This is a genomic window from Martinezella sp. CNPSo 3890, assembly GCF_057784455.1.
Window position 1 is genome coordinate 77,571 of sequence record NZ_JBXSOR010000011.1, and the last position, 20,985, is coordinate 98,555.

22 protein-coding genes and 1 pseudogene are annotated in these 20,985 nt (G+C 58.1%); 6 read left to right on the forward strand and 17 right to left on the reverse strand.

From position 1 onward, the window contains the following. Positions 1-4: 4 nt before the first annotated feature. From actP to AC13RC_RS23025, 11 genes are all read right to left on the reverse strand, one after another. On the reverse strand, positions 5-1,651 hold the full coding sequence (gene actP, locus AC13RC_RS22975) for a cation/acetate symporter ActP (protein WP_488558520.1): 1,647 nt from the start codon (positions 1,649-1,651) through the stop codon (positions 5-7). After that, positions 1,651-1,965, reverse strand: coding sequence for a DUF485 domain-containing protein (locus AC13RC_RS22980; RefSeq protein ID WP_488558521.1), 315 nt, complete (start codon positions 1,963-1,965; stop codon positions 1,651-1,653). Before AC13RC_RS22980 ends, actP begins: the two co-directional genes overlap by 1 nt. A 27-nt stretch (positions 1,966-1,992) precedes the next feature. Next, on the reverse strand, positions 1,993-2,400 hold the full coding sequence (locus AC13RC_RS22985; RefSeq protein WP_488558522.1) for a cupin domain-containing protein: 408 nt from the start codon (positions 2,398-2,400) through the stop codon (positions 1,993-1,995). 23 nt (positions 2,401-2,423) lie between these two features. Next, a complete protein-coding gene (locus AC13RC_RS22990) occupies positions 2,424-3,650 on the reverse strand; it encodes an FAD binding domain-containing protein (RefSeq protein WP_488558523.1) in 1,227 nt (408 codons plus the stop codon). A 31-nt stretch (positions 3,651-3,681) separates the two neighbouring features. Further along, a complete protein-coding gene (locus AC13RC_RS22995) occupies positions 3,682-4,407 on the reverse strand; it encodes an ABC transporter ATP-binding protein (RefSeq protein WP_488558524.1) in 726 nt (241 codons plus the stop codon). Continuing rightward, a complete protein-coding gene (locus AC13RC_RS23000; RefSeq protein ID WP_488558525.1) occupies positions 4,397-5,134 on the reverse strand; it encodes an ABC transporter ATP-binding protein in 738 nt (245 codons plus the stop codon). The genes AC13RC_RS22995 and AC13RC_RS23000 overlap by 11 nt, the downstream gene beginning before the upstream one ends. Continuing rightward, positions 5,134-6,111, reverse strand: coding sequence for a branched-chain amino acid ABC transporter permease (locus tag AC13RC_RS23005; protein WP_488558526.1), 978 nt, complete (start codon positions 6,109-6,111; stop codon positions 5,134-5,136). Before AC13RC_RS23005 ends, AC13RC_RS23000 begins: the two co-directional genes overlap by 1 nt. Next, a complete protein-coding gene (locus AC13RC_RS23010) occupies positions 6,108-6,959 on the reverse strand; it encodes a branched-chain amino acid ABC transporter permease (protein ID WP_488558527.1) in 852 nt (283 codons plus the stop codon). The genes AC13RC_RS23005 and AC13RC_RS23010 overlap by 4 nt, the downstream gene beginning before the upstream one ends. Positions 6,960-7,086: 127 nt before the next feature. Then, on the reverse strand, positions 7,087-8,625 hold the full coding sequence (locus AC13RC_RS23015) for an aldehyde dehydrogenase (protein ID WP_488558528.1): 1,539 nt from the start codon (positions 8,623-8,625) through the stop codon (positions 7,087-7,089). Next, on the reverse strand, positions 8,615-9,625 hold the full coding sequence (locus tag AC13RC_RS23020; RefSeq protein WP_488558529.1) for an amidohydrolase family protein: 1,011 nt from the start codon (positions 9,623-9,625) through the stop codon (positions 8,615-8,617). Before AC13RC_RS23020 ends, AC13RC_RS23015 begins: the two co-directional genes overlap by 11 nt. Before the next feature lie 31 nt (positions 9,626-9,656). After that, on the reverse strand, positions 9,657-10,865 hold the full coding sequence (locus AC13RC_RS23025; protein ID WP_488558530.1) for an ABC transporter substrate-binding protein: 1,209 nt from the start codon (positions 10,863-10,865) through the stop codon (positions 9,657-9,659). 190 nt (positions 10,866-11,055) lie between these two features. Between AC13RC_RS23025 and AC13RC_RS23030 the strand changes: the two genes are divergently transcribed. Beyond that, the gene (locus tag AC13RC_RS23030; protein WP_488558531.1) at positions 11,056-11,691 is read left to right on the forward strand and encodes a TetR/AcrR family transcriptional regulator; all 636 of its coding nucleotides are present in this window, start codon (positions 11,056-11,058) and stop codon (positions 11,689-11,691) included. Positions 11,692-12,476: 785 nt separating this feature from the next. After that, complete coding sequence (locus AC13RC_RS23035; protein WP_488558532.1) at positions 12,477-12,830, forward strand: copper resistance CopC family protein; 354 nt, start codon at positions 12,477-12,479, stop codon at positions 12,828-12,830. 283 nt (positions 12,831-13,113) lie between these two features. Here the strand turns inward: AC13RC_RS23035 and AC13RC_RS23040 are convergent, their stop codons facing one another. From AC13RC_RS23040 to AC13RC_RS23065, 6 genes are all read right to left on the reverse strand, one after another. Then, positions 13,114-13,545, reverse strand: coding sequence for a PPC domain-containing DNA-binding protein (locus tag AC13RC_RS23040; protein ID WP_488558533.1), 432 nt, complete (start codon positions 13,543-13,545; stop codon positions 13,114-13,116). A gap of 10 nt (positions 13,546-13,555) precedes the next feature. Beyond that, on the reverse strand, positions 13,556-14,329 hold the full coding sequence (locus AC13RC_RS23045) for an SDR family NAD(P)-dependent oxidoreductase (RefSeq protein ID WP_488558534.1): 774 nt from the start codon (positions 14,327-14,329) through the stop codon (positions 13,556-13,558). A gap of 3 nt (positions 14,330-14,332) precedes the next feature. Then, positions 14,333-14,680, reverse strand: a complete 348-nt coding sequence (locus AC13RC_RS23050; protein WP_488558535.1) for a MoaF-related domain-containing protein — start codon at positions 14,678-14,680, stop codon at positions 14,333-14,335. 170 nt (positions 14,681-14,850) lie between these two features. Continuing rightward, positions 14,851-15,423: a hypothetical protein gene (locus AC13RC_RS23055; protein ID WP_488558536.1), complete on the reverse strand. Its 573-nt coding sequence runs from the start codon at positions 15,421-15,423 to the stop codon at positions 14,851-14,853. A gap of 13 nt (positions 15,424-15,436) precedes the next feature. Next, positions 15,437-16,258, reverse strand: a complete 822-nt coding sequence (locus tag AC13RC_RS23060; RefSeq protein ID WP_488558537.1) for an aldo/keto reductase — start codon at positions 16,256-16,258, stop codon at positions 15,437-15,439. 18 nt (positions 16,259-16,276) lie between these two features. Beyond that, a complete protein-coding gene (locus AC13RC_RS23065; RefSeq protein WP_488558538.1) occupies positions 16,277-17,260 on the reverse strand; it encodes a TIGR03571 family LLM class oxidoreductase in 984 nt (327 codons plus the stop codon). 87 nt (positions 17,261-17,347) lie between these two features. Here AC13RC_RS23065 and AC13RC_RS23070 point away from each other — a divergent pair. The 4 genes and pseudogenes from AC13RC_RS23070 to AC13RC_RS23085 all read left to right on the forward strand — a co-directional run. Further along, positions 17,348-18,073: pseudogene (locus AC13RC_RS23070) on the forward strand (LysR family transcriptional regulator); the annotation flags it as partial. 256 nt (positions 18,074-18,329) lie between these two features. Next, positions 18,330-19,307: a 3'-5' exonuclease gene (locus tag AC13RC_RS23075; protein ID WP_488558539.1), complete on the forward strand. Its 978-nt coding sequence runs from the start codon at positions 18,330-18,332 to the stop codon at positions 19,305-19,307. 493 nt (positions 19,308-19,800) lie between these two features. Next, entirely contained in the window at positions 19,801-20,064 is a 264-nt protein-coding gene (locus AC13RC_RS23080) for a type II toxin-antitoxin system VapB family antitoxin (RefSeq protein ID WP_488558540.1), read from the forward strand. Beyond that, a complete protein-coding gene (locus tag AC13RC_RS23085; RefSeq protein WP_488558541.1) occupies positions 20,064-20,477 on the forward strand; it encodes a type II toxin-antitoxin system VapC family toxin in 414 nt (137 codons plus the stop codon). The genes AC13RC_RS23080 and AC13RC_RS23085 overlap by 1 nt, the downstream gene beginning before the upstream one ends. Positions 20,478-20,985: the final 508 nt, after the last annotated feature.

Consider the following 20,985-nt stretch of genomic DNA (forward strand, 5'->3'; position numbering starts at 1 on the left):
ACGGCTAAGGCCCGAATCCTGTATGAGCCGTCACGTACTGGGCTTCGAATGCCGACCTCTCCAATCCTGCCGCTTTGCTCCTGTCGGAAAGCGAAACTATGAACGTTACCAGAAACGCGAGAGGAACTGAGAAAAGAGCCGGATTATCATAGGGAAACGGAGCCGCACCCAGCCGCAGAACATTCGTCCAGACTGCTGGTCCTAGGGCGACCAGAAGCAGCGCCGTTAACAACCCGACAATCGAACCCGCAACGGCGCCGCGCGTCGTCAGGTTACGCCATACAACCGACAGCAATATAACCGGAAAATTGGCGCTCGCGGCGATAGCGAAAACGAGCCCAACCAGAAAGGCAATGTTCTGATTTTCGAACGCGATCCCCAAACCGATCGAAAGCAGACTGATTACGACGGCGGAAAACTTTGACACAAGGATTTCAGCGCGCTCTGAAATTTTCCCTCGATACATTGCCCGGGCGAACAGATCGTGGCCAGCAGCGGACGCCCCTGCCATCGTCAGTCCCGATACGACGGCGAGAATCGTTGCGAAGGCGACGGCGGATATGAAGCCCATCAACACCGATCCGCCCAGCTTATCGGCAACGTGGATCGCCACCATGTTACTTCCGCCCAGAATTGCGCCGGCAGCGTCCTTATAAGACGGATCCGTCGTCAGAAGCGCTATGGCTCCGAATCCGAGTATGAACAGCAACGTATAGAAAACCGTGATGAAGCCCGTCGCAACCAAAACCGACGTCCTTGCTTGGCGCCCGTCAGCCACCGTGAAGAACCGCATCAGAATGTGCGGCAGACCAGCTGTTCCAAAGATGAGGGCGGTTCCCAGCGAAATCGCAGAAACCGGGTCCTTGACCAAACCGCCCGGCCCAATAATGGCCGATCCCTTCGGATGTACCGAGATTGCAGTGCTGAACAGGGTTTCCAGGCTAAACCCGAACTGCGACAGGATCAGAACAGACATCAGCAGCGCGCCCGAGAGCAGGAGAACGGCCTTCGTAATCTGAACCCACGTCGTCGCCAGCATTCCCCCCAATGTCACATAGAGCATCATCAGGGCGCCCACGAGAACCACGGCGACCCAGTAGGGCAAACCAAAGAGGAGCTCGATGAGCTTTCCTGCCCCGACCATCTGGGCGATCAGATAAAACAGGACGATCACGAGTGTATTGACACCCGCCACCGTCCGTAAAGGCCTCTCGGAAAGCCGGTAGGCAGCAAGATCGGCAAACGTGAACCTGCCCAGATTGCGGAGCGGCTCTGCAACGAGGAAAAGGATCATAGGAAAGCCCACGAGGAAACCGATCGCATAGATCATTCCATCGTATCCCGCACCATAGACAAGCGCGGTGACACCGAGGAATGTAGCTGCCGACGTATAATCACCCGCAATGGCAAGGCCATTCTGCAATCCGTTCAAGCCTTCCCCGGCTGCATAAAAATCTCTGGCTGTGCGCGTCCCGCGCCGTGCTGCCCATATCGTCAAAGCGAGGCTCGCCAACACAAAGACCAGAAACATGGCAATCGCAAGCGGATTGACAGGCTGGCGCGTCACTTCGCCTGAAATGGCGTCGGCCCAAGCAGGAGGCGATGAGAGGATCGCGGCACATCCCGCGGCCAGAATTACGCTCTTTCGCATCACGGCTCCCTCCTGAGAGATTCAACCATCGGATCAAGGTGGCGTGATGCGTAGATCACGTAGATTGCTGTCAGAAGGAAGCCCGAGACCATGATCCCAATTCCCGCTACGATACCGATGCTGATCGATGACCCCGCGAATATCGGTCGCCCGAGCGTTCCGGGCAAAAAGGCTACCGTGATGATAAAGGCGAAGTAGATCGTCGCCATAGCAATTGCGAGTAGCGTACCAAGGCGACTACGTGCAGAACAGAGCCTCTTGAAACTGCTGCGCGCAGCAATGCTTTCAAGACTGATTTTTCGGGGATTGTCCATGAGGAACTCCAGTCTGAGCAATGACGCCTAAAGGTCGAGCGGCGCGTTGGCACTGTCCTTGAATTCGACGGTCGTGAACACGAGATCCGTATCGCCGATGTTCTGAAGATCATGTGTCATGAACTCGCCACGACCGAAGCTGAAATGCTTCGTGTCGCCGGGAGCGTAGGTCGTTTCCCCCACACGACCGTCCCCATAGTGTGATCGCGCGGTGCCGCCTGTCACCGCTGTCCAGAAATAGTCTAGGACGTGCGTGTGAAAGCCGATGCGCTCCGACGGTTTAAGTGTCAATGACCACACGCGCACCCTGTCGGTTTCCGAGACAAGCTTGCTTCCCACGCGACCGTTCCCAGCGTTTGCGACAAACTCCGCTGCCCTTGCTTTATCCATGCTCTCAGGTGCGGCAGGCCAGCGTTCAAATACAAAATCACCCATATCCAATTCCTTTCGTTAATGTTTCAGGCTGCGATGCCGGTCGAAACGGCCGTCTCGCTCATGATCGCGTCGGGGTGGCGATGGCGTTCAGCCATCGCTCTTTCTTCTTCGGTCAGGATTTGTGCCTGCATGTAAGCTCCCAGGTGGCGAGCTCTGCGAATGACAGCGGCGCCATAGACAAGGCGCTTCGCTTCGAATTTCGAAAGCGCTTCAGCGATATTCTCCGTACGCCCCAACTCTCCGGCGAGTTCGAACGCGTCAACCGCCGCTTTCGTCACGCCCATGCCGACATGAGGGCGCGCGACGAAGGCGGCATCACCGATCAGCACAACATTGTTGCCGATCATCATGCGGGGTGTCTCCAGATCCTGAATGGCCTGAATGAATGGCGCCTGTGTCTTGTCGACCACTTCGGCGAACTGCGGAGCGAGCGAGCGCCGCGCGGCATCCCGCATTTCCCTGATTACCTCGGGGCGGATCTTGGTCGGAGGAATGGAGAGCGCATGGGTCGTGCCATCGGTGTCGGTAAGAATGGTCTGCAAAGCCCCGTTCTGTGCTGCTGGGCGATACCAGACGAAATTGAAACGGCGCTCGCCGACCTCGACCGATTCATTGGCACCGGCGACCGGGTATCCCAGCATCTGTTCGCCCGAAGGAAGCGAGAACGCAAAATGGTTGCAGATCGCATCGCGAGTGGCTGGCGATAGATCCACTTCATCCACAAGGCCGCGCCAGGCGATGTAACCGACATAGCTCGGCATGGCGTCGGGCATGAATTGCAGTCGCACCGTGGAAAAAATCCCGTCGGCGCCGATCAGCAAGTCGCCGGCGGCCGTGCTGTCATCGCCGAATTCTGCTGTGACCCTCGTCTCATCCTGTATGACGCGCGTCAGGTTCTGCCCATAGTGGTAACAGCCTTCCGGTAACGTATCCCTCAGGATGGCGTAGAGTTTTCCCCATGAGGTGAGAACTTGGGGAAGAGCGAGTTCTCCCGCAATGTTTCCTTCCACATCGAAGACACGGCGCCCTGCGACACTGACACCAACCTTTGCCGCTGCGCTGTCGATCCCGCAGGCATCCAGCACATCGAACAATTCTTTATGGGTGACAATCCCTGCTCCGCGGCCTGCAAGTTCCGATGATATCCTCTCGTAAACGCTGACGGTCCATCCCTTGCGAAGGAGCAGATGCGCCGCGAAGAGGCCGCTCATCGAACCGCCTATGATAATTGCATGTTTGATCGGTGTCATGTGTCACTCTCCCTGGCAGGCGGGCTGGCATTCAATGCACGCCCAAAAGGCTTTCCAATAGCTGCTCGTCGGCGACGACCTTTTCCGCTTTCTCTCGCAGCACTATTTCGCCGGTCGAGATGATCACCACGTCATCCGCAAGCCTCAGTGCGAAGTTCGTGTGCTGCTCGACCAGAACGATCGTCAACCCCAGCGTTTTGAGCTTTGTGATGATCGAACCCACCTCCGCGACGATCTGCGGTGCGAGACCTTCCGTGGGCTCATCCATCAGCAGGACAGCCGGGCTGGTCATCAGGGCACGTCCGATCGCGAGCATCTGCTGCTCGCCACCCGACAGAAGGCCGGCATGATGGTTCTTGCGTTCGCCAAGGCGGGGGAACAGCCCGAACATATCCTCAATGGTCCAGCGGATGCGATCGGCGGGTGCATTTTGTATCTGTGCGACCTTGAGATTTTCCGTGACGGTCACGTTTCGGAATATCCGCCGCCCCTGTGGAACCAGCGCAATTCCGGCCCGGCAAATCTTTTCGGGTGACTGGTCCTCGACAAAGCGACCGAAGATCGAGATTTTGCCGCCCCTCGGCCTCATCAGGCCCGCCACCGTGTTCATGCAGGTGGTCTTTCCCGCACCATTTCGGCCGAGCAGAGCCAGAATGTGGCCCTGCGCGACAGAGAACGAGACATCCTGAAGGATATGGCTGTCCCCATAGTAACTGTTTACCCCCTGCAGAACGAGGGCTTGTGGATCATTGGGCAAGATAGGCCTCCTTCGTACGACGATCGGCGATCACCTCGTCACGGGTGCCATCCACCAGCAGCTTGCCGTGATGGAGCAATGCAATGCGTTCGGCAAACGCAAGGGCCACCTCCATGTCATGCTCAATCATCAGGATAGTAAGGTCACGGGGCAGCTCACCGAGCAGGCACTCAACTGCTTTTCGTTCCTCCCGTGACAAGCCGGCGAGCGGCTCATCGAGCAGCAGCAGCACCGGCTTCTGAGCCAGCGCCATTGCGATTTCGAGCCTCCTGCGCTCACCGTAGGATGTTTCCGAAACCTGGCGTCGGGCAAGGTGATCGAGATGGACCTGCTTAAGCATATCCATGGCGAACTCGGCCAGCTCCGAATGCCTGTCCATGTTTTGAAACGGATGCCACCGCTGTGGTGTACGCCCGAGCGCCGCCAGCATCACGTTCCTAAGGAGTGTTTCACCCGCAAACAGCGTCAGGATCTGGAAGGTTCGCCCGATACCGTAAGCGGCACGGCGATGCGTCGACAGCGTTGAAACATCCTGTCCCCCGAGAACGATACGACCGGCGCTCGGTTTGAGATCACCGGCAATTAGATTGAACAGCGTGGTTTTTCCCGCTCCATTCGGGCCAAGGATTAGGCGCCGCTCGCCCGGCATGACCGAGAAAGAGATCCCCTGGATGACATGCAATCCACCAAAGCTCTTGGCGAGGCCGGAAACTTCGAGTGCGGCCATCAACGTGCCTCCTGGGATCGAGGGACATAGGGCGATGATTTGGATGCGTGCCGTCCGAAACGAGCGAGAGAAGCACGGCCGAAACGCTTGAGACCTGGAAGCAGGCCGTCCGGCATGACCAAGATGATGAACAGGAAAATCAAACCCAGCAGTGTCGGCCAGCGATCGGTGTAAGCACTGGCCACATTCTTGAGGAGCACCACGATAGCCGCCCCGACGACTGGTCCGAACAGGGTGCCGATTCCGCCGGAAATCACCATCAGGATACCTTCGGACGACGCCGTGAGCGAAAGCGCATGCGGGCTGATGAAGCGGAAAATCTGGATATAGAGAATGCCCGCCAGGGCCGCGGTTGTGCCGGAGAGAACATATGCGATGTATCGGATCGCCCAGGTGTTATATCCAAGCGTGCTCATGCGCCGGGGTTGATCGCGAACTCCGTTCAGAGCGGCTCCGAGCGGCGAACGCACGAATACGGTGAGCGCGCCAAGAACAAAACACAGTACCCCAAGGCAAAGATAATAGCGGCCGAGCGGAGATGCCGCGAGCATGCCATCGGCCGGCAGGCTGATACCATTGTCGCCGTTGGTCAGGCTCGTATAGCGGAGAGCGACACCCCATACGATCTGCCCTAACGCAAGGGTTATCATCAGGAAACCGAGACCTTTTGTCCGCAATGCGATGACCCCGAACAGCGCGGCAAGCGCGGTGCCGATCAAAAGCGTCGCGCCCGCTGCCATTACCGGGTTCATCGCGTAACTGTTGACGAGGATGGCGTACGCATAGGCCGCCACTCCCAAAAAGCCCGCATGGCCGAGGGACACCATCCCGCCAAATCCAGCCAGGATGTTCACGCTGACGGCAAACAGGCCGAAAACGAGAATCTGTGTGGCAATGCCGAGCTGGAATTCGCCAGGCATCATCAGGGGAATGGCAATGCCGAGGACGAGTGAGAGAACGCCAGCAAAACGGGTCATGCCAAAACCCTCCCAAGCAGGCCTTCCGGGCGCACCGCGAGAACAAGTACCATGGGAAGGAAGAGAATTACGTAAGCAAGATCAGGCAGGAGCATCTGGCCAAATGTGTATATGATTCCGATCACGACACTTCCGATCAAGGAGCCCGCGAGGCTGCCGATCCCGCCGAGAATGACCACCAGCAACGCAAGTGGCAGCATTTCGACATCAAGGCCCGGATAAACGGACATGACCGGCGCCGCCAGAGCGCCACCTGCCCCTGCAAGGGCAGAACCAAGGCAAAAGACGATCGTGAAGAGCTTCGAAACGGGAATGCCAACGGCTCGCGCCATATCCCGGTCATCGACCGCGGCGCGGATCCGGGCACCGAGCGTCGTACGTTCAACCAGAAGCCAGAGTGCAACAGCAATCAAAGCGGCTGCGCCGATGAGGAAAAGACGGTACAGGGGGAAGGCGAAGAAGCCTGCCCGCACAGCGCCCTGAAGATAGCTCGGAGCCGATACCGCGATTGGATCGCCTCCCCAGACTAGCAGGCACTGGTCCGCGATGATGAAGGACAATCCAAGCGTCGCGAGAACCTGGGCAAGTTCCTTCCCGGCGAGCCGCTGCATCAACACATATTGAACAACACCGCCAAGCAGAGCGCATCCAAGCGCCGCAGCAAGGACTGCGGGAAAGAAGCCCAATCCGGCCGTTGAAGCCGCCAGATAGCCACCCAGCATGAAGAAGGCACCGTGGGTGAGATTTGCCACCCGCAAAAGACCGAAAATCAGCGAGAACCCTGCTGCAAGCACGAACAATATCGCAGCGAAGGCCAGACTGTTGAAAACTCCAGTAATCCAGTACATCCAATCTCCTCCCAGAGTGGGGCGAGCGAGACCGGCCCGGGGATCGGCAAGGATCTCCAGAAACGCCGGGGTCGGATCGCTACAATTTTGGCGCAGCGATTGCGCCGATGACGCCAGTGGCGACCTGTCAGTTCAATCTGACGTCGCTGGCTGCCATGTCATACCAGTCAAACGGGCGATCCCCGATATTGACCATGACAGCCTTGACATCGAAATATGCCTCGAATGCTTCCTTGCCGAACTCGCGTCCCGTTCCGGAAAGCTTGAAACCACCCCACGGAGAGGCGGCATCGACCCTGTGATGGTCATTGATCCACACGATGCCCGCCTCGATGTTGTCTGCCATCCTATGCGCACGGGCAACGTCGCGTGTACGCACAGCCGCAGCGAGGCCGTAGGGGCTGTCGTTTGCGATGCGAACCGCATCCGCTTCGCTGTCGAACGGTATCACCACAGTGAACGGGCCGAAGACTTCTTCCTGCGCAACACGCATATGCGCGCCCACATCGGCAAAGACCGTGGGTTCGACAAAAAAGCCGCCTGTATTGCCGAGGTTTTCCGGAATCTTGCCACCAGCTACCAATCGCGCTCCTTCCTCTTTGCCGATCTGCACATATTCGAGCAGGCGGGCGCGCTGACGTTCAGAAATGACCGGCCCCATTTGCGTATCGGGACAAAAAGGGTCGCCGACCCGGATGGCTTTCGCCTTTTGAGCCAGCTTCTCGACGAACTGATCATAAACGGAACGCTGGACAATATGACGGGCCGCGCAGACGCACGTTTGACCGGCACCGACGAAAGCGCCGAATGCGGCATAATTGACGGCCTGATCGAGATCATAGTCTTCGAAAACCATAACAGGAGTTTTGCCCCCGAGCTCGAGTGTCTGTCGCGCGAAATTCGAAGCCGCGGAAGCACCAGCAAGACGGCCGGCCTGCGTACCACCGGTCAGAACCAGCTTGCGAATGCCTGGATGGCTCGTGAGAGCCTTGCCGGTTACCGCACCGTTGCCGGTGACAATGTTGAATACACCTGGCGGGAGGCCAGCCTCCGAGAATATTTCCGCAAGCCGCATCGTGGTCAGCGGGGTATACTCCGATGGTTTGACCACCGTTGTACAACCCGATGCAAAGGTCGGTGCGAGATTGCGGCAGGCAATCAGCAAAGGATGATTGAACGGCGTGATGTTTGCCACGACCCCGACCGGGAGACGCCTTGTATAAGTCAGATAGTCGCCTTCGACGGGAATAACATCATCACGCTTTGCCAGCGCCAAGCCTGCATTGTAGCGGAAGAGATCTGGCACCCGCGCAAGCTGCGCCCGCGTCTCCCTGACAGGACGACCATTGTTCAGCGTTTCGAGTTCATAGAGTTCCCCGAGATGCGCCTCCATGACGTCCGCAAGCTTGTTGACAAGACGCGCACGCGTGCGGACGGACATTTTTGCCCAGTCCGCTGACCGGAATGCACGGCCTGCACTTTGAACAGCAAGATCCACATCGGTTTCAGTCGCCAGAGCGACCTTTTCGATTATCTCGCCGGTTGCCGGCGAACGGATCTCCATCAATTCATGACCGGAAGAGGGGCGGAAGGCCCCATCAACATAGATACCGCGGATCGTCTGCAGAGCCTCGTCGGGCAATTTGGTTTGAAGATTAGCCGGCATTTGCAAGCCTCCGGGGAGTGATTGCGGAGCAAAGTTCGATAGCGTTTCCTGAAAGAATACGAGTGCGATCCTGTTCACTTATCCCCGCGTCAGAAATCGTCTTCACCGGATCCGGATCCGCCATGTCGAACGGGAGGTCGGTTCCAAGCAGAACATGATCGGCACCTGCAAAATCCACGAGATAGCGCAGCGCCTGCGGATCGTGCGTGATGGTGTCGAAGTAGAAGCGCTTCAGAAGCTGCCTGGGGGATAAAGCAGGCGTCTTTGCTTCCGGGCGGACGTTCCAGCCGTGGACGAGACGGCCAACCTGATAGGGTGCAAAACCACCGCCATGTGACAGGCAGATTTTAAGGTCAGGGATTTCTTCCATGACACCGGAAAAGATCAAATGCGCCGCCATCACGGTCGTATCAAGCGGATTACCGATCAAGTTCGTGAGGTAGTAGGGTTCGAGGCCGGGCTTTGAGCCGAAATAATATGGATGCGTCAGGATAAACACGCCACGTGCGGCCGCGTGCCTGAGAACCGGCCGCAAAGACGGATCGGCAAGCTGCATACCGTCGATGTGCGTGCCGATCATCACCGATCGAATTCCAAGACTGTCGACCAGATGGTCGATCTCCGCAATCGAGGCTTCTGGCGACTGCATCGGAAGCGTTCCCATCCCGATCAGACGATGAGGAGCAGATCGCACGAAAGCGGCGATCTGCTCGTTGAGCAGGCGGACGAACTCGGCATTGTGTTCATCAGCGATGCGATAGAAGAACAGCGTCGGCGATGGCGATATGACTGCCATATCCAGCCCCCGCTCATCAAGCTTGCGAACCTTCTCGACAGGATCGAGGAATTCGCTGAATGCGGGATAGGCAAAGCCTTCCCGGTGAACCAACCGACGGGAGCCTCCTGAACCACCGATTGTCACCCCGAAGGTGTCAACGTCCTTCTGGAGGTGTGTGACAATATTCTCGGGAATAACGTGATTATGTGCGTCGACAATCATCCGACGACATCCTTTCTTGATGTGGTTCTCGTCAGATCCGTGTCGGATCGTTTCGCGAGTAGACCGGCTCCTTGAGAAATGCTTCAGGTGGATAGGTCCAGAACTGCGAAACCTGGTTGTAAGTCTTGACGACGGTGTTCACGAGCCGGCCGTCCTTGCGTTCAACCTTGCGGATATATATGTTCTGAACGGGGTTGCCGTAGGAATCCAGCTGCCATGGACCGCGCGGATCGTTTGCAACGACAGCTTTCTTCAGCGCTGCCATCAGCGCATTCTTGTCCTCAGCTTTCCCGCCAATTTCAGCCAGTGCCTTTTCGAGCGCCAATCCGGCAGAGTAGGATCCAGCGGAGTAGAAACCGGGATCAAAACCTGCGACACCACGCAGGGCCGAGACAAATTTTGCGTTTTCAGGCGTCCCGAGCGCAGCGGAATACCAGCCAGCGGAGACGACACCGAGCGCCTCATCTCCCATGCTGTGAAGCACACCCTCATCCACGGTGGTCATTGCGGCGATGACAGGGATCTGATCCTTCATCCCGTACTCGTTGTACTGCTTGAGAAAGCGCAGCCCGTTCGCACCTGCAAAAGCCGCAAATACCGCGTCGACGCCCGAAAGCTGGGAGATGTAAGAACCGTAATCTGCCGCATTGAGAGGAGCCCAGAGCTTGGTCGTAATCGATCCGCCACTTGCCTCGAAAACACGTTGAAAACCTGCGGTCTGCTCCTGCCCGAATGCGAAATCGTCCGCGATCGTTGCGATATGCTTATACCCCAACTCTTTTGCAGCGTAATCACCAAGGGCGTGACACGGCTGCGCGGAAGTGGATGAGGTGCGGATGAACCAGGGATTGAGCTTGCGCTGAGTCAGATCTTCAGCCGCTGCTGAGCAGCAGATAAACGGAATCTGCGCCTCCTGAAAATAGTCGTTGATTGCCAGAGCTTCGAACGCGGCGACCGGTCCAACCACCATGTGAACGCCGGATCGCAGTATCAATTCCTGCGCCTTGGTCTTCGCCTGCGCAGGCTGGCCTGCGGTATCGGCCACGATCAGTTCGACCGGTCTGCCGGCAATGGTATTTCCACGTTCCTTCAGGAACAGATTGAAGCCGTCTTCCATCTGCCTGCCGCCTGCGGCAAGCGGGCCTGATTTGACACTCAGCATCCCGATCCTGATTGGGGACGACTGACTCCATGCCGGCCGCACCATCTGCATTGTCGCCAGACTAGCCGCGCCGAGCATAAATTCCCTTCTCCTCACCATAGAAATCCTCCAATCTCTATTTATCACTCGATAAATATAAAATGTATTCAACCGCCGTCAAGCCGGAAATTTTTGTGGAGATGGCCGAATAAGTCGCAAGCTGACCGGACATGCTTGCAACGCATTGATAAATAGCCGATAAATTAATGAAAGCGGCGAGGATGAAGCTATGACGGACAAGCAGCAGAAGAGACGGCTGGCGCCGGACGAGAGGGAACAGGAAATCGTTCGCGGGGCTGTCAGCTTCTTTGCCGAATTCGGCTTCGAAGGTCAGACGCGCGAGCTTGCCAAGCGGCTCGGCATCACCCAACCTTTGCTTTACCGCTATTTCCCCAACAAGGAGGCGTTAGTTGAAAGGGTGTATCAGGAAGGATTCGTCCGGCGATGGAATCCTTTCTGGGAAGACGTCATCAAGGATCGTAAACGCTCGCTCGAAAACCGCCTCCTGGATTTCTATCGCGACTACTCCGAGGCAATTCTCACATATGAGTGGGTTCGACTTTTCATGTTCTCCGGCCTGAAAGGTCTCGATTTTAACGCTCGATATCTTGGCCTTCTGAAGGAGCGCATATTTCCACTAATTATCGACGAGCTGCGTCACGAGCACAGTAAACGGCCGGTCTCGGAAGTGGCCGTTTCTCCAATGGAAGTTGAAGCGGTCTGGGGACTCCATGCAGCGATATTTTACCTCGGCGTGCGAAAGTTCATATACAATCTACCTGTGAGCGACGTTAAGGGCGTTGTGGAGATGGAGCTACGTGTGTTCCTGCACGGTGTTCGGGCAGCTATCCCAGCCGAAGCATAGTCGTTGGGATGCTATGACAAGGGGCATATCAACAGAATGGCATCTAGCGGCCCCACTGTTGTTGAATTATCATGGTCGACAATGCTGAGCTCAACATGGATACCGACGGACCTGTCGCTCTCAAATCAGCCAGCCGGCAAGAACACTAAACCAGCTTGGCCCGAAAATCCTCGTCGAGAGTCGAATCTGCGAGGGGTTAACCTATAGGAAGTCGCTCTTGATGAGATATGACACGCCCATGCGGCGCAAGCGTCGCCGTCCGCGTCACTGAAGCCGATAGAACGCGAAAATTCGCGCTCCAAACGGCTTGCGCGGTGGTGGCGAACGCCAGATAGCCCTCGGTTTGTCGCCCGTCTCGAAAGCGGTTAGCGACGGGTCGAGTGATTGAATTTCGCCGGTGCTTGCTGACTTCCACGAGGATCTGCGCACCCTCGGAGCTGATGACCTTCGCGCACATGCACGAATGATGGTCGCGCCCCAGGATGCCGCGCGGTTCAGCGGCATACCCGACTGATGCGCTCGATTCTGAAAGGACCTGCGTTCAGAACTCGTAGTCGGGAGCGATGACCGCGTTGCGTCTGGCTCGTGCACCATGGCAAAGCGCTTCCAGGCGCCAATCGAGAATGCGTCTACGCTAGATGATACCATTGTATAGTTTCAAGTATTTCATCAACGATCTATGAAGAGGCCAAGGAAGTTACTGCACTTCCAACGAGGTGGGCTCGGCCCAGGGTGTTTGTTACGCTTCCATTCGATTGAAAGGTTTTCGCCTAATGAGAGCCAGTTTGAAATATGGCGCCTGGATCTCCCTTGCGGTTCTCGTGCTTGCTCCTTCATCAGCGTTCGCAAGCCTTGAAGCCATGATACCCGCTTCTGAGGAAACGGACACCGCGTCCGAGGCCAATGTGGTCCTCACCTTCCCGGTGAGTGTGGATCCGGCAAGTGCACGCATCGAAATCATCGACTCAAAACGCAGGACAATCCCGATTGAAGAGCCGGAATTGGGCAGAAGCAAAACAGACCTTAACGTGCCGCTAAGAGCTGCGCTCCAGCCCGGAGTTTACACTATCAAATGGCGAGCGGTCACTGTGGACGGTAACCCAGCCTATGGAACCCTTGATTTCAACGTCGATCGTTGATCGTCGGCAAGCGGACATTCAATTAAGCCGGCGAGCCGGCTGCTCCCTAGCGCTCAACCATTGTACTGGTGTCGATTACCTTACCGTTTCGGCAATTCAAGGGTAGCTGCCGCGTGCTCCCCTCGCAGTGGTCTACGCGCGATCGTCTACATGGCGCCTGCACACGACGACGTGATCGGCGTCACGAAGCACCCGCCGAGCAGGGAAATCCTGCACTGAATCGCTCGCTTCTCTGCTGCAGAGGCAGCGCCCCGCGAGGAAAGAAGCATGAAGCCTGATGCGATCAAAGCTGTAGCACGTTTGCTCCGATATCCTCTTCGAAATGCCGCTCCAGGCGCCGGTCATGCACGCTGATCGTAATCTCTACTGACCCGCGGCCGACGATAAGGCCGAGAAGGTGTCCACCGACTGCCCGGAAATCCGGGCCGGCCGCCGTGGCGTGGGCATGGACGGCAGGCCTTCCGTCCTTCCACGCAAGCGTTCCCGTGAGGCCGGCAACTTCCATGTCGGTAAAGTCCCGTGGCTCATAGTCCCGACGTGTAAAGTCGAAGAAGCCGAAGCGGACCGAACCGGCAAATCCAAAGCCGCGAATGGACGCGGCCGGAATGTCCGCCTCTCTCATCAAGCTTTCCAGATGTTCGAAGACGTCGTCTCCCTGGCGAAGTACCATTAGGAAGCCACCCGGGACGACGATGACTCTTTTTTGCTTCGACATAGTGTTGCTCCTAGACAATGGTGGGCGTGATGCCGCCGTCAACGCGCAGGGCGGCACCATTCGTCGCGGCAGAGAGTGGGCTGGCGATATAGGCAACCATGGTCGCGATTTCATCGGCTTCTATCATCCGCTGGATCAGGGACGTCGGCCGATCCTTTGCGAAGAAGGCGCGCTCAAGTTCGGCCTCCGGCGCGTTCGGATTATCTGCGACACTCTTGAGGAAGTCGACAATTCCTTCCGAGCGGGTTGTGCCTGGCAGCACGGAATTGACGGTCACACGAGTACCCTTCGTGTTCGCGGCAAGTCCACGCGCGATAGAAAGCTGCGCTGTCTTGGTCATGCCGTAGTGGATCATGTCAGGCGGCACGATCAGTCCGCTTTCGCTTGCGATGAAGATGATACGCCCCCAATCGCGGTCTATCATGCCAGGAAAATAAGCGCGGGCGAGACGAGCACCGGACAGGGCGTTGATTTCGAAGAACCGCCGCCAGTCCTCGTCGGTGATCTCACCGAAGGGCTTCGATTCGTAGATGCCGAGATTGTTGACCAAGATGTCGACATCCGGCAGCGCCGAGACGAGGGCCGCCGCCCCCTCTGCAGTTGCCGGATCCGCGAGCACGCCACGCGCACCGGTCTCACTGGCCGCAGCGTCGAGTTTTTGCCGATTGCGCCCGCAGATCACCACCTCGGCGCCTTCCGCCGTCAGTCGCTTGGCGATCGCAAGGCCGATCCCGGCCGTCGAGCCGGTGACGAGCGCTGTCTTTCCGTTGAGTTGCAAGTCCATTTATTATTTACCTCCTTGGTTTCGATCGGTCATGCCGAGCGATCGCAATCCACCCTCCAGCCGGAAGAACTGCGCGTCGGACGTCGTGAAAAAGGCGAGCGAGCGGCCTACTTCGAAGTTGTCGATGTGAACGACGGTTGAGCCATCTGCCTCCTGCCAAGATATCGCGTAGGTTCGCCCGAACAGGTGGCGCCACTCGAAACCGACTGTGGCAGTGTTTCCCTTCAGCGCGCCCTTGATAATTTCGTAGGTCAGCGTTCTGCCGTCGTTTGAATAGGCATTTGTCGCGATGAGATCGCCGTAATCGACCTCGAAGCAATGTCCAGCCATTGGGAAAGGCGTGGTGTTCAAGTTGATTTCTCCAGAATATCAAGCTTCACAAGTTCGCAGGAGGAACACGCCTCCGACAGAGCAGGACGAGAGCGAGGCCCGCCACCGCAAGCACACCGCCCGTCACCGGAACGGCTGCGTAACCAAGGCCAAGGCTTACGACGCCGCCGCCCACTGCCGCACCGAGAGCGTTACCGAAACTGAAGGCGCCGACATTGATCGACGATGCGAGACCGGGCGCCTTCGCCGCCGCCTCCATGACCCGCATCTGGACTGGAGGAACGATGGCGAAGGTAGCGGTCCCCCAACAGCAAACCGATCGCTGCGCCGGCATGGCTGGTCAGGACAAACGGCAGCACCACCATGATCAGCGCGAGCGCGGCAAGGAAGATCTTCGTCGCGTCGTCGAGTGACCAGTCGGCAAGCCGGCCACCGAGACCATTTCCGATCGTGAAACCAACACCGATCAGCACCAAGCCGATCGTAACGAAGGTGTCGGAGGCGCCCGTCAGGTCCGCGAGGACGGGAGCGACATAGGTGTAGAGCGTGAACATGGCGCCAGCGCCCATGACCGTGGTTGCCATTGCCAGCAAAACGGTCGGGCGCGTGGACACATCCACCCCGTGAGCGATCACCGGAAGCAACCCCATCGGGATGCACTCCGTGGTGCCGATGCCGAAGGCACCGATGGCAAGGGCGAGGAGCGGCCAGTTCAACCATTTCGCACCGCCATTTGCCTGAGAATGGGAGGCCGAACCATGCATCGCGTGATCCCCCTCAGTCCCAGGCTGGGGCAAGGCCGGGAGGGCTCACAAGCCGACCATCGGGACGTGCTAGCTTGCCGATCGCCACCATGTCGGCATCTGTCAGCGAAAAATCGAAGATCGCGAAGTTCTCCGGGACGCGTTCAGGCCTGGCGGTTTTGGAGAGCGCGACATAGCCTTGTTGGATCAGCCAGCGCAGCGCGACCTGCGCGGCGCTCTTGCCGTATTGGGCACCGATCTTCTGCAACACCGGATCGCACGGCACCGCACCGTCGGCCATGCCGAAATAGGCGGTGACGGCGAGGCCTGCTTCCCTCGCCGCAGCTGCCACCATGCGCTGGCTAAGATAGGGATGTACTTCGATCTGGTTGGTGACGATCGGCGACTTGCTCAGAGCGATCGTCTCCTTCCTCTGAGCGATGTTCTGATTGCTGACGCCGATAAAGCGCGTCTTGCCCGCTGCCTGTACCGCATTGAGCATCGCGACCTGGTCCGCAATCGCAACCCTGTCGCCCGGCCAATGCAGCAACAGAAGATCAACCTGGTCGACCTTCAGCTTGTCGAGGCTCTCATCGACGGACGCGGCGAACTTGTCCTCGCTGTAATTGTCGACCCAAACCTTGGTGGTGAGGAACATATCCTCGCGGCGGGCGCCAGCAGCGGCAAGCGCACGACCGAGCGCCGCTTCGTTCTGATAGATCTGCGCGGTGTCGAAATGACGGAAGCCCGCCTCGAGTGCCGCCGGCACGACGGCCTCGACCTCAGCGTCCGACATCCGAAGTATGCCGAAGCCGAGCGCCGGGATCTGCGCCCCATGCGCATTTACGATGCCCATATTTTCTCTCCTTGATCGTCAGGCGGCTTGCGCCTTCGGGTTGGTCCTGAGCGCCGGCATGACCTCCGACGCCAGTTCTTCGATGATCTCGGCCGGCGGGCGTGCCGACTGCCGCAGATTGATGGCCAGGTGATCGACGCCGGCTGCAGCGAGGGCGTCAATATGGGTGATAAGGGCCTTGCGGCCGACACGAGCGCCGAAGCGGATGGGTTCGGCCGGAGCGTCGACATCGTCCAGCAGATCGAGATGGAGGGCGCTGATGAAAGCGCCGCGAGCGGATGTGGCGTCGCGCCATTGTGCAGCCTGCCCCGCCATCTCCTCGAGACTGCCGGGATAGACGAAACGTCCGTCCATATTGTCGGCAAGCCAGCCGTCTTCCTGGCGCGCCTGCCCCGCCACCACCATGGGTATGGTCGGCTGCGCGGGGCGCGGCAGCAGGTCGAGGGTCGGGACACGCGCGCCATTCACCGGCAGGCCGCCGGGCTGCCACGCCGCTCGCAAATAAGAGACTGCTTCCCGAAAGGCGTCGCCCCGCGCGTCGAAATCGAGACCAAGCAGCGGATATTCTACCGGACGGTCGCCTGAGGCGACACCTAGAATTAGCCGACCGCCCGAAAGCGCATCCACCGAGGCTGCAGCTTTCGCTGTCATCATCGGATGGCGTATCGGCAGCACCACGGCGGCGGTGCCGAGCGCGATGTTATGCGTCACGCCGGCGAAGTAACCGAGCAAGGTGAAAACGTCGTAAACCGAGCCGGCGTCACCCATGTTGACGGCGTCGAACACCGGCACGTCGCGCATCCACACCGCTGCGAAGCCAAGTGTGTCAGCCTTGCGGACGAGGTCCACCTGCACCGAAAGATCGGGGACGCCGCGCTGGCGCCCGGTGGACACCCGCCGAGCTTCGCCGGCGGGCGACCAGTCGTTATCAAGCGGCAATTCAATGCCGAGCGTGAGGCGATCCGGCCTGCGGATCAGATCGAGAGCTGAAATCCTTGACATGACATGGAGATACGACGCGCCAGGGGGCTTGATAATCCCTCCGAGTTCCACAGTATCTGTGAAACGAAATCAAAGAGGGATGACGGCATGGATAATCGCGTGGGTGAGATGCAGGTGTTCCTGCGTGTGGTCGAGGCAGGCAATTTCTCGGAGGCGGCTCGGCTCCTGCGCATGACACCCTCGACCGTGAGTAAGCTCGTCGCACGGATCGAGGCGCGCATCGGCGTGCGTTTACTCGAGCGCTCGAGCCGACGTCTCTCGCTTACTGCCGAGGGGCAACTCTACTATGAGCGCAGCCACGCGTTGCTCGGCGATCTCGACGAGGTGGAACGCGAGCTGTCGCACGGAGCCGCCAGCACGGGCGGGACGATCCGAGTAAATGCCTCCGTTGCCTTCGGTGTACTCGGCGTGGAGCCGCAGTTGCCGGCCTTCTGGCAGGCCTACCCTAACATCATAGTTGATCTCTCACTTTCCGACGAGATCGTTGATCTCTATCTCGACCGCACCGATGTCGCCTTTCGCGTCGGCCGCCTGCCCGACTCCGGCATGATGGCCCGCCGCATCGGTGTTGCCCGCCGGAAGATCGTCGCCTCCCCTACTTATCTGCAACGCAACGGCACGCCGCGAACCGTCGAGGATCTTGGACAGCACAACTGCCTCGGCTTCAACTTTCGCCGCGCCGCGCCGGTCTGGCCGCTCAAGGAGAGTGGCCGGATCGTGGATCGCGCCGTCAACGGCTCGCTGCTTGCCAACAATGGCGAGACCGTCCGGCGAATGGCGCTTGCCGGCGTCGGCCTTGCGCGTCTTGGAGATTAATCGTGCGAGACTGGCGCCCCCAATCGAAGTTTCGCATGAGGTTCACAAAACCTCCCAGCTCTGTCTCACGCTAGCGAGGCAGAGCTTTCGCCACCTCCGTGCGTGTCAGTAGACGATCACACAGTTTGAGCGGAGTTCTCTCCTAGCCCTCTATGCTCAATATCGGTGGGTATCGGGCACCGGACAGGCCCGAAAGCTTCTCAAGTGGCGACCGGCGCATTAAATTTACGTGATCCTTTTAATTGGACGGGCAATGACGTCTCAGCTGGACATGTTTTCGGAGAATGCGCAGGCCGTTCGCAAAGCGTCGGCAGCCAGCCTGCGCGTTCGGCAGATCGGATCATCGCCCGATGAAGCCGAGATGGTGCGGATGCTGGAAGCAACCGGACGCTATCAGATCCTGAAAAAACTCGAGCCACGCGCGATCGCCCCTGCCCTAAGGCCGGGCTATCCGCTGAGGGGCGTTATCCTCGACACCGAGACAACCGGTCTCGACGCGAGGAAGGACGAGATCATTGAAATCGGCCTAATCGGCTTCACCTTCAATGCGGACGGCAAGATCGGAGATGTCACCGGCATTTACGGCGGACTGCAGCAACCGAGCATCCCGATCCCGGCCGACGTGATCCGGCTGACCGGCATCACGGACGCCATGGTTCATGGCCAGATGATCGACATGACGGCGGTGCGTGCGCTCATCGAGCCCGCCGATCTCGTCATTGCCCATAATGCCGGCTTCGATCGCCCCTTTTGCGAGGCCTTTTCCTCGATCTTTGCCCGCAAGGCCTGGGCTTGTTCCAATTCCGAGATCGATTGGAGTCTCAGGGGCTATGAGGGAACCAAGCTTGGATACCTCATCAACCAGAGTGGGTATTTTCATGTCGGGCACCGGGCCGTCGATGACTGCTTTGCGCTGCTGGAAGTCCTGGCACTTCCTCAGGGCGATAACGGTCAAACACCATTTGCCGAGCTTTATCAGGCAAGCCAGCGTTCCCGCGTGCGCATCTTCGCGGAAAACTCGCCCTTCGATCTGAAGGACCGGCTGAAGGAACGGGGATATCGCTGGTCTGATGGCAGCGACGGCCGTCCGAAATCCTGGTGGATCGAGATCGCCGAGGAGGCCATGAACGACGAGCTTAGCTTCCTGCGAATCGAGATCTACCGCTGGGAGGATGCTGACCCCCCGGTCCAGCGTCTGACGGCATTCGACCGGTTCAGGGGGCGCAGATAGATTCGGCCCCTCGCTATTACATCGGGTATTCCCGACCTTGCCGGGCCCGACTTTCAAATTACAACTGAAAACAGTGAGCGGCGGCAGAACGCTTCCATCTCACGCTCAAACCGATCAAAGGCGTCATAGACCCAAGATTCGTAAAGTTCAGACGCGCCACTACTACCACGCAAGGCACGCGATCGGAGCATCCTGAAACGCCGAAAGTCCGTAAATCGCATCCCCTACCACCAAAACGGAGCTTACGAGCCCATAACATCATCAATTTGGTGGCTGTCCATCCATTAGAAACTCGAAAACTAAAGGTCCCAGCATGTGTTGCGAATTTGACAGCCCCGCAATCCAGTACGGGTCGCCACCTGTCGCGTACAGCCGAGCTATCGACCGGGACTCCTTGGTTGTTACTGGGTTAAACACATATAGACGAGAGTCAAATGGTGGGGCTCACTCTTGTATGGACAAATTTCGTCCATACGTATATACGATCGTTGTCATGACATTAAAGGGACGCCATATGCTCAGCATCCGTGATCGGGAAGTTCGCACCTTGGCGGAAGCTGTTATGCGCAAACGCGGCGCCTCAAACCTGACCGCCGCTATTAAGCTTGCCTTACAGCACGAGATTGAGCGGGCCGATGAAGCTGTTCCCCTAAGGCAGCACGTCGCGGAAATCCGCGCACGCGGACTTGCCAAGGCAAAGTTTCCGCCCTCGGCGCCCTTGACCAGAGAGGAACGCGACGCGCTCTGGGGTCAATAATGTTCATAGAGACCTCAGCAATCGTCGCCATCCTTGCCGGAGAGGCGGATGCCGATACCTATCTGGCCGCGATCGACAGCGCCACGGATCGGCAAACCGGCGCGCATGTCCGGCTTGAAGCGACCATCAACCTGGCGCGTATTCTTGGCCTGGAGGTCCTGGATGCCCAGGAGATGTTCGACGCTTTTCTTCACGCAGCCAAAATCACCGTGATCCCAATCACCGATACTATCGCGCGACGCGCAGTCGAAGCTTTCGCCGCCTACGGCAAGGGTAAAGGCCATCCCGCCCAACTCAATTTCGCCGACTGCCTATCTTACGCTTGTGCGGACACGCACAACATGCCGATCCTGTTCAAAGGACGCGATTTCATAGAGACGAATCTCAAGAGCGCACTTTTCGGAGCAAGCTGAGCGCGTTCAATCGCTCACCAGTTCGACAAGTCAGCGACGGGTCGATCAATGCCCAGCGGAAGCGTCCGGGAGGCACAGAGCTATCTAATTCGCCCCTTCACAGGAGGCGGGTAAGAGCCTGGGGATCCCTCATGTCGAGCAGCCTCTATGGAGTATTGAACCAACCAAAGGAAAACACATACTTGCTCTTGAAGTAGAAAGCGAACCGCCGACCCTGTCGTTGCAAAAGCCAACTGTTTGAAATTCCTCAATACCGGACATTGGCTTTGGTGGAATGACCGATCAAGGCGAAGGCGGCTGGCAGCTCCTAGGGGTGAACCCACACTCCCTCGCCAACAATATTCGCGAGCAGGTGCAGGGCGAGCCTTGAACCGCAACCGACTGCTAATGGGACAACATGTTCTGATTCATTAACACAAGCAAATCACCACCACTTGCCCGTTAAATTCCTTCAAGCTAAATTATACAAGACTCAGTTGCATTTCTGTCGGCCAAGGTCGGCGAATCG

Coding starts and splice junctions, on each gene's coding strand:
- actP (WP_488558520.1), bottom strand. CDS start 1,651: ATGCGAAAGAGCGTAATTCTGGCCGCGGGATGTGCCGCGATCCTCTCA.
- AC13RC_RS22980 (WP_488558521.1), bottom strand. CDS start 1,965: ATGGACAATCCCCGAAAAATCAGTCTTGAAAGCATTGCTGCGCGCAGC.
- AC13RC_RS22985 (WP_488558522.1), bottom strand. CDS start 2,400: ATGGGTGATTTTGTATTTGAACGCTGGCCTGCCGCACCTGAGAGCATG.
- AC13RC_RS22990 (WP_488558523.1), bottom strand. CDS start 3,650: ATGACACCGATCAAACATGCAATTATCATAGGCGGTTCGATGAGCGGC.
- AC13RC_RS23000 (WP_488558525.1), bottom strand. CDS start 5,134: ATGGCCGCACTCGAAGTTTCCGGCCTCGCCAAGAGCTTTGGTGGATTG.
- AC13RC_RS23005 (WP_488558526.1), bottom strand. CDS start 6,111: ATGACCCGTTTTGCTGGCGTTCTCTCACTCGTCCTCGGCATTGCCATT.
- AC13RC_RS23010 (WP_488558527.1), bottom strand. CDS start 6,959: ATGTACTGGATTACTGGAGTTTTCAACAGTCTGGCCTTCGCTGCGATA.
- AC13RC_RS23015 (WP_488558528.1), bottom strand. CDS start 8,625: ATGCCGGCTAATCTTCAAACCAAATTGCCCGACGAGGCTCTGCAGACG.
- AC13RC_RS23020 (WP_488558529.1), bottom strand. CDS start 9,625: ATGATTGTCGACGCACATAATCACGTTATTCCCGAGAATATTGTCACA.
- AC13RC_RS23025 (WP_488558530.1), bottom strand. CDS start 10,865: ATGCTCGGCGCGGCTAGTCTGGCGACAATGCAGATGGTGCGGCCGGCA.
- AC13RC_RS23030 (WP_488558531.1), top strand. CDS start 11,056: ATGACGGACAAGCAGCAGAAGAGACGGCTGGCGCCGGACGAGAGGGAA.
- AC13RC_RS23040 (WP_488558533.1), bottom strand. CDS start 13,545: ATGTCGAAGCAAAAAAGAGTCATCGTCGTCCCGGGTGGCTTCCTAATG.
- AC13RC_RS23045 (WP_488558534.1), bottom strand. CDS start 14,329: ATGGACTTGCAACTCAACGGAAAGACAGCGCTCGTCACCGGCTCGACG.
- AC13RC_RS23055 (WP_488558536.1), bottom strand. CDS start 15,423: ATGCATGGTTCGGCCTCCCATTCTCAGGCAAATGGCGGTGCGAAATGG.
- AC13RC_RS23060 (WP_488558537.1), bottom strand. CDS start 16,258: ATGGGCATCGTAAATGCGCATGGGGCGCAGATCCCGGCGCTCGGCTTC.
- AC13RC_RS23065 (WP_488558538.1), bottom strand. CDS start 17,260: ATGTCAAGGATTTCAGCTCTCGATCTGATCCGCAGGCCGGATCGCCTC.
- AC13RC_RS23075 (WP_488558539.1), top strand. CDS start 18,330: ATGACGTCTCAGCTGGACATGTTTTCGGAGAATGCGCAGGCCGTTCGC.
- AC13RC_RS23080 (WP_488558540.1), top strand. CDS start 19,801: ATGACATTAAAGGGACGCCATATGCTCAGCATCCGTGATCGGGAAGTT.
- AC13RC_RS23085 (WP_488558541.1), top strand. CDS start 20,064: ATGTTCATAGAGACCTCAGCAATCGTCGCCATCCTTGCCGGAGAGGCG.